This window comes from Pseudomonas sp. Z1-14, assembly GCF_051132005.1.
In the GTDB taxonomy this organism is placed as follows: domain Bacteria; phylum Pseudomonadota; class Gammaproteobacteria; order Pseudomonadales; family Pseudomonadaceae; genus Aquipseudomonas.
Window position 1 is genome coordinate 1,327,728 of record NZ_CP071646.1, and the last position, 13,875, is coordinate 1,341,602.

15 protein-coding genes are annotated in these 13,875 nt (G+C 60.3%); 5 read left to right on the forward strand and 10 right to left on the reverse strand.

Translation table 11 applies throughout. The features are described 5' to 3' along the window. The first annotated feature begins 139 nt into the window (after nucleotides 1–139). Nucleotides 140–1,375, forward strand: coding sequence for a 23S rRNA pseudouridine(2605) synthase RluB (gene rluB, locus J3P89_RS06300; protein WP_434697035.1), 1,236 nt, complete (start codon nucleotides 140–142; stop codon nucleotides 1,373–1,375). A 250-nt stretch (nucleotides 1,376–1,625) separates the two neighbouring features. Here rluB and J3P89_RS06305 read toward each other — a convergent pair whose 3' ends face one another. Together J3P89_RS06305 and J3P89_RS06310 are read right to left on the reverse strand one after the other, a co-directional pair. Continuing rightward, nucleotides 1,626–2,591 (reverse strand): leucyl aminopeptidase, encoded by a 966-nt coding sequence (locus J3P89_RS06305; protein WP_434697036.1) that lies wholly within the window; start codon nucleotides 2,589–2,591, stop codon nucleotides 1,626–1,628. An 85-nt stretch (nucleotides 2,592–2,676) separates the two neighbouring features. Next, a complete protein-coding gene (locus tag J3P89_RS06310) occupies nucleotides 2,677–2,814 on the reverse strand; it encodes a hypothetical protein (RefSeq protein ID WP_003178782.1) in 138 nt (45 codons plus the stop codon). Between the two features lie 657 nt (nucleotides 2,815–3,471). Between J3P89_RS06310 and J3P89_RS06315 the strand changes: the two genes are divergently transcribed. Together J3P89_RS06315 and arfB are read left to right on the forward strand one after the other, a co-directional pair. Then, complete coding sequence (locus J3P89_RS06315; protein ID WP_434628909.1) at nucleotides 3,472–4,893, forward strand: amino acid permease; 1,422 nt, start codon at nucleotides 3,472–3,474, stop codon at nucleotides 4,891–4,893. Nucleotides 4,894–5,155: 262 nt separating this feature from the next. After that, on the forward strand, nucleotides 5,156–5,569 hold the full coding sequence (gene arfB / locus J3P89_RS06320) for an alternative ribosome rescue aminoacyl-tRNA hydrolase ArfB (RefSeq protein ID WP_030142489.1): 414 nt from the start codon (nucleotides 5,156–5,158) through the stop codon (nucleotides 5,567–5,569). Here the strand turns inward: arfB and J3P89_RS06325 are convergent. From J3P89_RS06325 to J3P89_RS06335, 3 genes are all read right to left on the reverse strand, one after another. After that, entirely contained in the window at nucleotides 5,566–6,765 is a 1,200-nt protein-coding gene (locus J3P89_RS06325) for an MFS transporter (protein ID WP_434697037.1), read from the reverse strand. The two genes, arfB and J3P89_RS06325, sit on opposite strands and share 4 nt — an antisense overlap. Nucleotides 6,766–6,848: 83 nt before the next feature. Next, nucleotides 6,849–7,061 carry a hypothetical protein gene (locus tag J3P89_RS06330; protein ID WP_305499285.1) on the reverse strand — a complete coding sequence of 71 codons (213 nt, stop codon included), beginning with the start codon at nucleotides 7,059–7,061 and terminating at the stop codon, nucleotides 6,849–6,851. Between the two features lie 75 nt (nucleotides 7,062–7,136). Beyond that, a complete protein-coding gene (locus tag J3P89_RS06335) occupies nucleotides 7,137–7,280 on the reverse strand; it encodes a hypothetical protein (protein ID WP_305499286.1) in 144 nt (47 codons plus the stop codon). Between the two features lie 288 nt (nucleotides 7,281–7,568). On the opposite strand from J3P89_RS06335, the gene J3P89_RS06340 reads away from it, so the two are divergent. Further along, complete coding sequence (locus tag J3P89_RS06340; RefSeq protein WP_434697038.1) at nucleotides 7,569–9,194, forward strand: methyl-accepting chemotaxis protein; 1,626 nt, start codon at nucleotides 7,569–7,571, stop codon at nucleotides 9,192–9,194. Nucleotides 9,195–9,384: 190 nt separating this feature from the next. On the opposite strand, the gene J3P89_RS06345 is transcribed toward J3P89_RS06340, so the two are convergent. The 3 genes from J3P89_RS06345 to J3P89_RS06355 form a co-directional block, all read right to left on the reverse strand. Next, nucleotides 9,385–10,407: a transporter gene (locus tag J3P89_RS06345; RefSeq protein WP_305499288.1), complete on the reverse strand. Its 1,023-nt coding sequence runs from the start codon at nucleotides 10,405–10,407 to the stop codon at nucleotides 9,385–9,387. A gap of 180 nt (nucleotides 10,408–10,587) precedes the next feature. Beyond that, a complete protein-coding gene (locus tag J3P89_RS06350) occupies nucleotides 10,588–10,893 on the reverse strand; it encodes a PepSY domain-containing protein (protein WP_039758030.1) in 306 nt (101 codons plus the stop codon). Between the two features lie 121 nt (nucleotides 10,894–11,014). Then, the gene (locus J3P89_RS06355; protein ID WP_434697039.1) at nucleotides 11,015–12,142 is read right to left on the reverse strand and encodes a glycerophosphodiester phosphodiesterase; all 1,128 of its coding nucleotides are present in this window, start codon (nucleotides 12,140–12,142) and stop codon (nucleotides 11,015–11,017) included. Between the two features lie 235 nt (nucleotides 12,143–12,377). Between J3P89_RS06355 and J3P89_RS06360 the strand changes: the two genes are divergently transcribed. After that, complete coding sequence (locus tag J3P89_RS06360) at nucleotides 12,378–12,704, forward strand: DUF2025 family protein (RefSeq protein ID WP_434697040.1); 327 nt, start codon at nucleotides 12,378–12,380, stop codon at nucleotides 12,702–12,704. A 149-nt stretch (nucleotides 12,705–12,853) separates the two neighbouring features. On the opposite strand, the gene J3P89_RS06365 is transcribed toward J3P89_RS06360, so the two are convergent. Together J3P89_RS06365 and J3P89_RS06370 are read right to left on the reverse strand one after the other, a co-directional pair. Then, the gene (locus tag J3P89_RS06365; protein WP_434697041.1) at nucleotides 12,854–13,162 is read right to left on the reverse strand and encodes an antibiotic biosynthesis monooxygenase family protein; all 309 of its coding nucleotides are present in this window, start codon (nucleotides 13,160–13,162) and stop codon (nucleotides 12,854–12,856) included. Further along, a complete protein-coding gene (locus tag J3P89_RS06370) occupies nucleotides 13,159–13,869 on the reverse strand; it encodes a CTP synthase C-terminal region-related (seleno)protein (protein ID WP_434697042.1) in 711 nt (236 codons plus the stop codon). The genes J3P89_RS06365 and J3P89_RS06370 overlap by 4 nt, the downstream gene beginning before the upstream one ends. Between the last annotated feature and the right edge of the window lie 6 nt (nucleotides 13,870–13,875).

The window sequence follows — 13,875 nt, forward strand, 5'->3', positions numbered from 1 at the left end:
TTTCCATCAGCTAGTCTCTGATGCGCGAATCCTTCAACGAGCGTATGATTCGCGACCCTTTGGCGATCCCTTCGCCGAAAGACCCGTTTTCAAAGTGTCAGGCCAAGCCTGACTCGACCACACCGGGAGGTGCCCAGAAATGAAAGACCTAGACCAGAACGACAGCCAGGAAATCGGCCCAGCAGGCGAGAAACTGCAAAAAGTCCTCGCCCGTATAGGCGTCGGTTCGCGCCGTGACGTGGAAGCCTGGATCACCCAGGGCCGCATCAAGGTCAACGGCAAAGACGCCACCTTGGGCCTGCGTGTCGACATGCACGACGCCATTACCATCGATGGCAAGGTGATCAAGCGCGAAGAGGCCGCCGAAACGGTGCGCCGCGTGATCATGTACAACAAGCCCGACGGCGAAATCTGCACCCGTGACGACCCGGAAGGCCGTCCGACGGTGTTCGACAAGATGCCGCGTCCGAAAGAAGGCCGCTGGATCAACATCGGTCGCCTGGACATCAACACCACCGGTTTGCTGATGTTCACCACGGACGGTGAGTTGGCCAACCGCCTGATGCACCCGTCCTACGAGATGGACCGTGAATACGCCGTGCGCGTGCGTGGCGAAGTCGATGACGAGATGATCGAGCGCCTCAAGGCTGGCGTCGTGCTGGAAGACGGCCCGGCGCGTTTCACCGACATCAAGCAGGCGCCGGGCGGTGAAGGTTTCAACCACTGGTACCACTGCGTGGTGATGGAAGGCCGTAACCGTGAAGTGCGGCGCTTGTGGGAATCCCAGGGCCTGGTGGTCAGCCGCCTGAAGCGCGTGCGTTTCGGCCCGGTGTTCCTCAACTCCGACCTGCCGATGGGCCGCTGGCGTGAAATGACCCAGCAGGAAGTCGACATCCTCGCAGCCGAAGTGGGCCTCAAGCCTGTCTCCATGCCGCAGATGACCGCCAAGAGCAAGGACAAGCTGGAGCGGATGCAGCGCAAGTCCTCGCGTCCGATGGGCAAGACCGAGCGCGTGCGTACGCTGCGTCCGGCGGCCGAAGGCGCAGCGACTGGCCCGCGTCCTTCCCGTGAGCCACAGATCGAAGGCGAGCGTCCGGCCCGCAAACCCGCGCCACGCCAGGACGGCGAGCGCGGCCCGCGTACGCCACGTCCGGCCAACGGTCGTACCGAGCGCGGCGAAGGTCGTGGTGCGCCGGCGGGTCGTGGTACGCCGGTCGCCGATCGTCCGGCCGACACCAAGCGTCCGGCCAAGCCGGCGCCAAAAAAACGCCCGGGTATCATCCTGGCCGACCGTGATGCACCGTCGGGCAAGCGCCGTGGCGCGCCGGCAGGTTCGGGGCAGCGTCCGGGGTTTGGGCGTCGTAAGCCGGAGTAATACAGCTGCGAGCTACAAGCTTCTAGCTGCAAGAAAAAACGCCAACCGTTGGGTTGGCGTTTTTTTTGGTCTGGCTTCAGTGATGTGGTGCCTTTGGGTCCGCCTTCGCGAGCAGGCTCGCTCCCACATTTGACCTCATTGAGCGCCCCTGTGGGAGCGAGCCTGCTCGCGAAGAGGCCAGCAATCCCACCGCTATTCAAAAGATTGTCCTTTCTTCTTGCCGCTTGAAGCTCGCCGCTCGAAGCTGCTTTTAAAGCACAAACCGCCCCTCAAACACCGGCTCCTTGTCCAGCGCCAGCACACCCCCTTGGAAAATTAGATCCAGGTGATGGCTACCCTTGGCCCCGCCACCGAGCCCCAGGTGCAAGCCGCAATGGCGCTCTTCGAAACCGGCATTGCGCGCGTACAGGCCCTTGACCCCTTCGTTGGTGCCGATGCCCAGTTCCTCGATGCGGCGGTTGGACGGGTTGGCGTCCAGGTACTTGTTGAAGTCGTGCTCCAGGCCCGGTACGTCGGTGGCGATTTTCTGGATGGTGGAATCTTCGATCCACAGCTCCAGCGGCGATTGCAACACGCCGTACTTGCGCGCGAAGGGAATCGTACTGAGAAACGTGCCGACAAATTTCACCCGGCCATTGATGGTGTCGCTGTGGGTAGCGATTTCGCCTGGCGCCAGGTCGTAATTGCCGACGCCATTGATATCGGTCCACTTCTTGACGCTGTTCAGCGCCGTGTCGAAATACGAGCCGTGCTCATCCTCGAAGCTCAACGTCGTAGCCTGGGACATGCGGCGGATGAGGTGGCTGTTGAGCCCGGCGATGCGTTGCGGAATGACGCTGAAGGTGTCGTAGAAATATTCGCCGTAATCCTTGAACAGCAGCGATTTCTTCCAGTTTTCCGCCATCACGCCTTGCAGCGCACGGACAAAGTCCGGGCCGTCGGGGCGGGGATTGGGCAGGGTCGAAGAGTCATAGAAAAAAATGTACAGATCGCTGTCGGCAATTGCCTGGGACAGGCGCTCCGTAGGTTCAAGATCCAGGCGCATGGCGCTGAACCTGAACGGTGAGCCGCTGCCGGCCTGTTCGGCAATCGCGCCGGTCAGGGCTTCGTAGTCGGCCGTGTGGCCGAGCAATACCTTGGCGGGCTGGATGCCGGCCAGGGCGGGATGATGTTCGAGGTAGTAAAGGAAATGGGAGATGGCTCGTTGGGTGTCCATGCTTATTCTTCCTTGGCGATTGATGTGGCGTCCCTCGCGGTAAATGGCAGAGCCGACCGGCCGGATCAGCTCCGCCGGGTAGCGCTTACAGGGGCCACATTGCCGTGCCGAACGGCACAACGGCGTCGGCTTGCATCATTTCAACGGCGGCTTCATGGGTCGGTGCTTCGAACCATTCATCCAGTTGCAGTTCGGTTTCCAAGTCTTTGTCCAGTGCTTGCATAGTGAATCTCCTAGATGACTTTTGCGGAAAACGCGGGCCGATCCGGCGGGCAGGACCCAACTGAATCGGCACCGCAAAAACTCGCCGGCACGATGCCTGGGCAAGTGGCTGAAAACCTAGTCGAGGGTTTTTTGGAATGCAAAAAAAAATTTTATTTTTTTCGTTTGAACTTTTTGTTCTATTTTTTTAAGCGAATTTACCCGTTGAAAAACAGCTGGCTGAGGTGCTTTTTTTGATAGGTAGCTAGCTACCGTCAATTTGCAGTCAGCCTACGGAAAATTCCTGCATGGAAAGTTTACGTTACGGCTTGTAAAGGAATACTGACGGTTTTGACCGGTCGAGCGAACCGGTATCGGCATTTGGGAGGGCTGTAAGAAAAAACTGCCGAGTGGCTCGGCTTGACGCGTTTTTTGATACTGCGCAGCGCTTGTTTCAAGCCCGCGGGAAGGGTCAGATGCGCGCCAGACCTCAAGTGCGGGGTGAGACGCTGGTCTGCTGGTGTCTGGCAGCGAGGGTAGTGCAGTGTACAATGCGCCGCGTTTTACTGTGACCCTTCGCGTACCCACGCACTTTCAAGGTTATCCGCCTTGTTCACTCCGCCACGCCACAAGCGTGTCGGGTCCGATTTCGTCACAGATAAAAACAAATAGGTGACGCATGACCGTTGTAGAAAATACGCATTCAGGCGAGCTGAAGCGCGGCCTGAAAAATCGCCACATCCAACTGATCGCCCTCGGTGGCGCGATCGGTACCGGGTTGTTCCTCGGCTCGGCGGGGGTGCTGAAATCAGCCGGCCCGTCGATGATCCTCGGCTACGCAATCTGCGGCTTCATCGCCTTCATGATCATGCGCCAGTTGGGCGAAATGATTGTCGAAGAGCCGGTGGCCGGTTCCTTCAGTCACTTCGCGCACAAATACTGGGGCGGTTTCGCCGGATTCCTGTCGGGCTGGAACTGCTGGATCCTCTATATCCTGGTGGGCATGTCCGAGCTGACCGCCGTCGGCAAATACATCCATTACTGGGCGCCGGACATCCCGACCTGGGCCTCGGCGGCAGCGTTCTTCATCCTCATCAACGCGATCAACCTGGCCAACGTCAAAGTGTTTGGCGAGGCTGAGTTCTGGTTCGCGATCATCAAGGTGGTAGCGATCGTCGGCATGATCGCCCTGGGCAGTTACCTGCTGGTCAGCGGTCACGGCGGCCCGCAGGCTTCGGTTACCAACCTGTGGTCCCACGGTGGGTTCTTCCCCAACGGCGTCAGCGGCCTGGTGATGGCCATGGCGATCATCATGTTCTCCTTCGGCGGCCTGGAGATGCTCGGTTTCACCGCTGCCGAAGCCGACAAGCCGAAAACCGTGATCCCCAAGGCCATCAACCAGGTGATCTACCGGATCCTGATTTTCTACATCGGTGCGCTGGTGGTGCTGCTCTCGCTGACACCATGGGACAGTCTGTTGACCACCCTCAACGCCTCTGGCGATGCCTACAGTGGCAGCCCATTCGTGCAGGTGTTCTCGATGCTGGGCAGCAACACCGCGGCGCACATCCTCAACTTCGTGGTGCTGACCGCCGCGCTGTCGGTGTACAACAGCGGCACCTACTGCAACAGCCGCATGTTGCTGGGCATGGCCGAGCAGGGCGATGCGCCCAAGGCGCTGGCGAAAATCGACAAGCGTGGCGTGCCGGTGCGGTCGATCCTCGCTTCGGCGGCGATCACTCTGGTGGCGGTGCTGCTGAACTACCTGATCCCCCAGCATGCGCTGGAGTTGCTGATGTCGTTGGTGGTTGCCACTCTGGTGATCAACTGGGCGATGATCAGCTACTCGCACTTCAAGTTCCGCCAGCACATGAACCAGACTCGCCAGACGCCGCTGTTCAAGGCGTTGTGGTACCCGTACGGCAACTACGTCTGCCTGGCGTTCGTGGTGTTCATCCTCGGCGTGATGCTGCTGATCCCGGGCATCCAGGTTTCGGTCTACGCGATTCCGGTGTGGGTGGTGTTCATGTGGGTGTGCTACGTGATCAAGAACAAGCGCAGTGCCCGGCATGAACTGGCCGTGGCGGCTGCCGCCAAGTAAGTTTTTCGCCAGTACGACAAACCCGGCCAAGTGCCGGGTTTGTTATTCAACGCCAAACACAACCCCCCTGTGGGAGCGAGCCTGCTCGCGAAGGCGGCAGTACAGTCAATATCACTACAACTGACCCACCGCTTTCGCGAGCAGGCTCGCTCCCACATTGGTTCTGCAGTGTTCATAGAGTTGGTTCCCAACCATTCCCAAAGGGCAGGGGGTGGATGGGGAATTCGCGGTATCCTGTGGAGCCTGACACCGGACGCTTTCCATGCTGGTCATTTCCAACACTGTGCACATCCCGGACGCCGAGATCGAGCTGACGGCCATCCGCGCCCAGGGCGCCGGCGGGCAGAACGTCAACAAGGTTTCCAGCGCTGTGCACTTGCGCTTCGACATTCCGGCCTCGTCGCTGCCCGAGTTCTACAAGGAGCGGCTGCTGGCCCTGCGCGACAGTCGCATCACCGGCGACGGCGTATTGATCATCAAGGCCCAGCAATACCGCACGCAGGAACAGAACCGGGCCGATGCGCTGGAGCGCCTGGTCGAGCTGATCCTCAGCGCCACCAAGGTCGAAAAGAAACGCCGTCCGACCAAGCCGACCCTGGGTTCGAAAAAACGTCGTCTCGAATCCAAGACCAAGCGCGGCTCGATCAAGGCCGGGCGCGGCAAAGTGGATTTCTAGCGCCTGTCCCGCTCCTCGCGATACCGAGGGGCCTGGCGATACAGGTAGACACTCAATGCCAGCCCACCGAGGGCTGCCAGCGCGGCGAACAGAAAGATCGAGGCAAAGCCGAAACCCGCGGCAATCGCGCCGGCCAACGGACCGGTGATGCCCAGCGACAGATCGATGAACAGTGAATACGCGCCCACTGCCGCCCCACGGCTGGAGGCCGGTACCAGGTTGACCGCTTCCACCCCCAGCGCCGGGAATACCAGCGAAAACCCGAAACCACTCAACGCAGCCCCCGCCAGGGCCCACTGCGCATCCGGCGCCAGCCACAACAGCAGCAGGCCCAGGGTTTCCACCGAGAGGCAGGCGATCGCCACCCGGAAGCCACCGAGACGGTTGATCAGGTTGCCGAACAGCAAGCGTGCACCAATGAAACTCGCACCGAACAGGCTCAGGCAGAGCACGGCGTTATCCCAATGCCGGGTGGCGTAATACAGGGTGATGAAGGTGGCGATGGTGCCAAAACCGATGGAGCCCAGGGCCAGGCCGCAACCATGGGGCAGTACGCGCCCGAGCACATGCATGAATGGCAGGCGTTCGCCGGTGACGATCGGCGCTGCGGTTTTCGGCCAGGCCAGTGCCAGCCCGAGCACCGCCAGCAGGATGATACTGACGCCCATGCTCCACAGCCCCAGGGACTTGACCAGCCAGACCCCCAGCGGCGCGCCGATCGCCAATGCGCCGTAGCTGGCGATACCGTTCCAGGAAATCACCTTGGCGGTATTGGCCGCGCCGACCCGGCCGATGCCCCAGCCAATCGAGCCGGAGCCTACCAGGCTTTCCGCGCTGCCCAGCACCAGGCGTCCAATCAGCAGGCTGCCCAGGCTCAGGGCCGGCATGCCCGCGGTCCAGGCCGAGACCAGCATGAACACGCCGCTCAGGCCACATCCGGCCAGGCCGAACATGACCGCCCGTTTGCTGCCCAGGTTGTCGATGATGCGCCCCGCATAAGGCCGGCTGAGAAGGGTGGCCAGATACTGCACGCTGATGACCAGCCCGGCGATCACCGCGCCGAAGCCCAGCTCGCCATGAACGAAGCCGGGCAGTACGGCCAAGGGAATACCGATGTTCAGATAACCGATGAAGGTGAACAGGACGATGGAGACGACTTGCAGCGTGACCGCCAAGGGGCGCTGGGAATCTGGCATGGGTGAAAGGTCCACGGGGCAGCTGGATAGATAGGCTGCTTATGATAACGGCGACCGTGCGGGCGAAGCTTGGAAAAGTAGAACTATTTGCCGGACGGCGTCTCGCCAGGGGTTTTGCCAGCGACCAGATGCGTGGTGACGAGAGCGGCCAGGGCATTTTCTTCCGTGCCGAAGCGGGCCAGCAGGGCGGCTTGTTTCTCGGGTGAGAGGCGGGTCCAGATGTCGACCATTTTCTCGGCGGTGTCGATCAGTACGCTGGCCTGGGCCGGGCTGAAGGAGGAAGTGTCGTCGGTCATGGTGCAGGGCTCGGATTCAGGCGGTGTGGAAAGCGCATCTTAGCGCTTTCCACACAGTCTGTTGGTGCGGGTGTATCAGTCTTCGCTGTCGGCCTGGCGGCGTTCAGTGGCTTGCGGCGGCTCGGGTTGCTGGGCGTCGGGTTGCCCCCCGGCTTGTAGCGTGGGCGTCTGCTCAGGTTCGTGCAGGCTTGGGAAGGGGAGATTCGGAATCTCGTGCATTTCGCGCTCCTCGCAAAGTCTGTTGATCGATCGGGTAGATCCGCGCTTGTACAAAGCGTGGGCAGGATACCCCAGAAGAAATGACAAAAAGACTTTTTAATCCAGGCGGAGCGACAAAAGGAGTTGTCCGGACAGGTCATGTTCACTCACGGAAAACGACGCCATTACCGGTGGTCGCCAAGGCTCAAGAACAGGGTATACGTGCCGATGGCATGCTATATCCCGCACGCTCAGTTGCGACAGTGGACCTTGGACATGGACGGTCCTTTTTGCCGAGAGATCGACTTCATGTTTTTACAAAAATCCCTGAAAGCCCAGATTCTGGCGTTGCTGAGCGGCAGCTTGCTGGCAATGCTGCTGATCGCCCTGGCGTCCTTTCATTTTCTGTCCGATGGTATCCAGAATTATCGCAACCTGATCGATGGCCCGTTGCGTGCGTCGCAATTGATCGACGAGGCCAACCTGCAATTCAAGGTCCAGGTCCAGGAATGGAAAAACGTCCTGCTGCGTGGCAAGCAGCCGGCGGATCTGGAGAAATACTGGAAGCAATTCGAAGACCGTCAACGCGATGTCCAGGGCATCCTTGGCGACCTGATCAAACATGAGGGTGTTCCGGCGCAGGTCAAGACGCGCATCGAACGCCTGCGGGGCGAGCATGCCCAACTGGGCGCGGCCTATCAAAAGGGCCGTGATGCCTATGTTGCGGCGGGCGCCGACGCGGCGGCAGGTGATGCCGCGGTCAAGGGCGTGGACCGTGCGACCAGCGAGCAGATGAGCGAGCTGGTGGTCGAGCTGCACAAACTGGGTGATGAGCAGTCGGCGCTGATCAGTGCCGGTGCCGATCGCACGATCCTGCTGGGGACGGTGATCATGCTCGTCTCGGGAGTGCTGATCGGGTTGCTGAGTCTGTGGTTGGTCAACCGCAACCTGGTGCAGCCGATCCGTAAGCTGATCGAGTACGTGACTCAACTGAGCCGCGGGCGTTTCGCCGAGCGTGTCACCAGCACGCGCCAGGATGAGCTGGGCGACCTGGCCCTGGCGGCCAACACGCTGCGCGATTTCCTTGCCGAAACCTTCACCCGCCTGCAACGCAGTGCCACCGAGCTGGACAGTGCCAGCGGCGAGTTGAATGCCATTGCCAGCCTGATGAGCCAGGGCACCAGCGAGCAATTCGAGCGTACCGATCAGGTGGCGACGGCGATGAACGAGATGTCCGCCACCGCCCAGGAAGTTGCCCGCCATGCCGCCGATGCGGCGCGCGCTGCCGATGACGCCGATCATTCGGCGCAGCAGGGCGAGAAAGTGATGCAAGGTACTATCCACACCATCACGCAGATGCGTGGCGAAATTGCCAACACGGCCACGGTGATTCGTCGCCTGGAAGCTGATAGCGGGCGCATTGGCAAGGTATTGGAAGTGATCCGCGGGATCGCCGAACAGACCAACCTGCTGGCCCTGAACGCTGCCATCGAAGCCGCCCGGGCCGGTGAGGCGGGGCGTGGTTTTGCGGTGGTCGCCGATGAAGTACGCAGCCTGGCTCAACGCACGGCGTCGTCGATCATCGAGATCAATCAGATCATCCAGACCGTCCAGACCGGGGCGGTGGACGCGGCCCAGGCCATCGAAAGCGGGCAGTCGCGCAGTGAGGAAAGTGTCGAGCAGGTGACCCAGGCCGGCGAGATGCTCGAACGCATCACCCAGGCAGTCGAGGCGATTCGCGACATGAACCGCCAGATCGCCACGGCAGCGGAAGAGCAGACCTCGGTGGCCGAGGACATCTCGCGCAACCTGACGGAAATCACCTGCATTGCCAGCACCAACCTGGACAACGTGCAGCGCACCGAAGCGGCGAGCCGGGATCTGCACGGGTTGTCCGGGCAGTTGAATGAAGTGACGGCGCGGTTGAGTGCTTGAGTGCATTGACCGCTTGGAATAGGGCCTGATTGAAACCTGTGGCGAGGGAGCTTGCTCCCGCTGGGCTGCGTAGCAGCCCCTTAGCCATTCAATGCGGTGCATCAGGAAAAAACTTACGACTGCTGCGCAGCCGAGCGGGAGCAAGCTCCCTCGCCACAAAAGCTCATACGAGCGGCAAACAGGGATCGATTCAATAATCACGGCGCTTGCGGAACGCCCAGCGTCCGGCGATCAGCGTGAACGTCGCCACCAGTGCGACAAGAATCCAGAAGCCATGGGCATCATCGGCCAGCGGCACGCCGCCGACATTCATGCCAAAAAAACCGGCAATAATGTTGATGGGCAAGGCCAGCACCGTGACCACGGTCAAGGTGAACAGCGTGCGGTTGCTCTGTTCATTGAGGTTGGCGGCGATTTCTTCCTGCAGCAATTTGATCCGCTCGCCCAACGCGGTGAGGTCGTTGATGATCAGGGCGAATTCCTCGGTGGATTTGCGCAGCTCCTTGACGTCTTCTTTCTGCAACCATTGTGGCGGGCGATTGAGCAGCCGCAGCAACGAACCCGGCTCCAATGCCAGCAGGCGTTGCAGACGCACCAGTATCCGCCGTTGGCTACCCAATTCGGCGCGGTTGTTGGACACCCGCGAGGACAGCAACTGGTCTTCGATCTGGTCGACGCTGAGGCTGGTCTTGCGCACGATCTGGGTCAGCACTTCGCCCTGGTCACGCAGCAGATGCACGAGCAATTCCAGCGGCGAACGGAAGCACTCGCCAGCCTTGACCGACGAACGCAGCTTGTCCACCGAGTGCAATGGCTGCAGGCGTGCGCTGATTATCAGCCGACTGTGAACGCAAACCCACAACGTGGACACGTCCGACGACACCAGGTTGCTGAGGTTGAATACCACATCGTTGACCACGGCCAGCAAGGCCGAGTCGACGTGCTCGATGCGGGTCGAGCGCGAGCCTTCGTGCAGGGCTTCGAAAAACTCCTCGGGCAAGGCCAGATGGTTTTTCATCCAGCGCTCGCAAGCGGCATGAGCCAGGTTCAGATGCAGCCAGAGGAATTCGTCGGCGTCCTCCGGTTGCTGCAGGCATCGCAGGGCCTGGGCCGAATCGATCTCTCGCCCGCGCTCGCCGGGGCGGAAGCGAAACCCGTAGAGCAGGCCGAACAGATCCGGATCGCGGTGGCTTTGATCGATGCTGTGATTCATGCGGGCTCGCTGGCGGGAGTGCCTGTCGTGGCGATGACAGGTTCACTTGAGCGGCATCATTGCAGGGTTGTTTGAATGTTTTGTGACGGTTGGACTGGGTTGGCGGGTCAGCAGCGATTTATTTTCGGATGCAAAAAAGCCGCGCAACCTGGAAGTTGCGCGGCTTCTTTGTACGACTGATTAAGTATCTTGTTTGTTGCTCAGGACTTTGCCGGTTGTTGCATCGAAGTCAACGTCGAACTCTTTGCCATCGGCAGTTTTCAGTTCCACTTCATATTCGTAGCCGTTGAAGTGATTGTCCAGGTCGGTATCGGTGATGGTAGCGCCTGGGTGCAACTTCAGGGCTTCGGCATTCATCGATTCCAAGGACTTGATCTTGCCGTCCTTGACCAACTGAGGAACCTGGTCGATTCGTACATCAGCCTGGGCCAGGCCGGCGGTGAGGGTCAGGGCGGCAGCGGTGAACAGGGCAGTCAAAGTTTTCATATTGTCTTTCCTTGGTGTCGTTAAGGTTGATTCGTTTAAGTGGGTTCAGATTATCTCTGGCAACTTAACTCACCCTTAATTCGGAAAACTTGCAGCGAATGCGCCGATCCGCTGCTGTCCGTCAGTAACCGTTCTTCTGCAGAAGTTGCGTCACGCTGCCTGTTTCAGGACGTTTGAAGTACTTGAGCAATTCGCTGGCCCGGTTGGTGAAAATGCCGTCCACACCGGCATCCATGACTTTCTTGAAGTCCACCGGCTCATCCACCGTATAGACATGTACCAGCAAACCCTGATCGTGGGTGTACTGGTTCATCCAGGGTTTCACCAGATCCGCATAACTCTGGCTGCCGCCGTGGGTCAATGCTGCCGAAGGGCCGGTGCCGATGGCGCCCTGGGCCTTGGCGTACTGGACCCATTTTTCGAATTCGGCCTTGTCCTTGGGCTCCTGTTTCGCGTAGTAAACCGCCTTGTCGGTCTCGCCGGACTCGGCAAACGGCACCTTGGACTTGGGCTCGATATTGCCTTCGCCGACCCACAGCAACAGGATTTTCGGCACCTTGGGCATTTCCTTGTGCAGCAGTTCCAGGCTGCTCTTTTCGAAGGTCTGCAATACCACCTTGCCTTTGCCCTGGCCCACACCGAGGGCGCGCTTGGCCAGCTTGGAACCGGACGGGCTCAGCCAGCCGCGGTCCTGGAGCTTGTCCTTGAGGTCGCGCTCGATGCCCGGGAACAGCTTCGGTTCCTTGGTTTCGATGTAAAGCCCCGGCTTCTGTTGCGGGTTGCCCTCGGCGATATTGATGACCTCATCCAGGGTCAGGATCCTCAGGCCGACAAAGGCAGGACGCGCACGCTCCGGGTAGGCCGCGTTGAACCAGCTGCCGGCGTCCAGCGTCTTGAGTTCGGCCATGGTGAATTCGTTGGCGGTGCTGTCCTTGCGCTCGGGGAACTTGGTGGCGACATCGGTGGTGCGCAGCAGGCTATCGTCGTGCAGGACGAACAGCACGCCATCCTTGCTGCGTTGCAGGTCGAGCTCAAGGTAATCAGCGCCCAGGTCACGGGCCAGCTTGTAGGCCGCGGCGGTGGACTCCGGCGCATCGAACGAGGCGCCGCGATGGGCGATGACCGCGGGATGGGGGATGCCCTGCTGGGTTGCCAGGGCCTTGGGACTTGGCACCTCGGCGGCGTGTGCCGGGCCGAAACCGAGCATCAGGCTCAGCATCAATGCGCTACGGGTAAAGGTGACGGGCATGCTCGAGTTCCTTTCGTGGGTTCTGTAAAACCTCTCTTTTAACAATTGAACGCTGCGGACGCTATCGCCATACCGACATTGACCTATGCAAGAGGAATTTTCCCACGCATTTTCGAGTCGCTTTGAAGTACCCTTGGTCACCAGTTTCCCCGGTAGAGGGAAACCTCATTGTTCGCCTGCCTTGCGTGTAAACCATCGATCAGACGTCTCTCGGGACGCATCCATGAGGTTTACCATGCGCACCACTTCGACACTCATCTGCCAGGCCGCCGACCAGCTCAGGGGCTTCGTTGGCCTGAATCGCAAGACCGGCCATTACATCGTGCGTTTCAGCGAAGACTCCTTTGGCATGGACGTGGCCGCCGACGGCATCATCCCCACCTGCGAATTCGTTTGGGCTCCTGCGGCAGACGGCGCCATGGCGCTCAGGCGCGAGCGAATCCAACTGCTGCTTGACCAGAACATCGACGACCGGATCAACCTTACCGAACCGCTGTGGGTGTACATGGCCCGCCAAGACTTGCCGGAAATCGTAGCGGTGCGGCAGATGGTGGGAGGTTGAGCTACAAAACCTGAACTGAACCGAGAACCGTGTGGGAGCGAGCTTGCTCGCGATGGCGTTGGATCAGTCAACATAGCGGTGGCTGACATACCGCCTTCGCGAGCAGGCTCGCTCCCACAGGTTTTGTGTTTTGTTTCCTGGCATCAGGTTTAGCGTTGGAAGGCATAGTCCCGTTCGACCTTGCACACCCGCGTATGGCATTGGCTGTACCAGGTGGAGCGACCACGCTCACGGATCGCGCGGTGTTCCGGATGCTGCTTCCAGGCCAGGATGGCTGCTTCATCGCGCCAGTAGGACACGGTGATTCCCAGACCATCATCGCCACGGGCCGTTTCGACGCCCAGGAATCCGGGCTGCTCTCGGGCAAGGTTCAGCATGCGTTCGGCGGCTTCGGCGTAGCCTTGGTCCCCTTCGGTACGCAACGAGGTGAAGATCACTGCGTAATAATGGTCGTTCATGGCATTTGCCTCGCGCAGGCTTCGACAAACGCTTTGACCAGCGGCGGCACCCGGCCTTCCAACGCGGCACGTTCAGGCTGGAACAGCGTTGCGACAAAAAACGGATGATCGCGCAGCTCCACCGCTCGCAGGTCGCCGGCCGAATCTCGGGCTACGGCGTGCAGCCGCTCATTCAGCAAGTCCTGTTCAAAATGCGGATTGACCCCGAAGCGGCAACGGTAACCCTCGAACGCTGTCGCGCAGCCATAAGCCTTGGCGATCAGCGAATCCACTTCGAGCTGAAGGCTGTCGATGGTTTCGATCAAGGCGCAGCTCAGCGGCGTCAGCAGCGCCCGTTCCGCCTCTGGAGAGGTTTCGCCATGGGCGGCGTTGGTCCAACCCAACACATTGCGGGCATATTCCAGTACGGCATGCTGAAGACCACCGCAGGTGCCGAGGAACGGGCGCCGCTGTTCGCGGGCAAAGCGGATGGCTTGCAAGGCCCCGCTTTCGTTCCGGTAAGGACTGCCGGGCACGCACCAGATGCCATCGAAGTTATCAAGCTGCGTGTCGTCGACGATGAGATCGGTGGCCAGCCATTGGAAACCGATGTCACAGCCGGTTCGCTCGCCAGCCAGCTCAAGTGCGAGGGGGATCGCTTGGTGAGCGGTGATTTGCGGGTCATGATCGCCGATCAGGGCGATATGGATGGGGCGCTGTTTTTCCATGAGAGT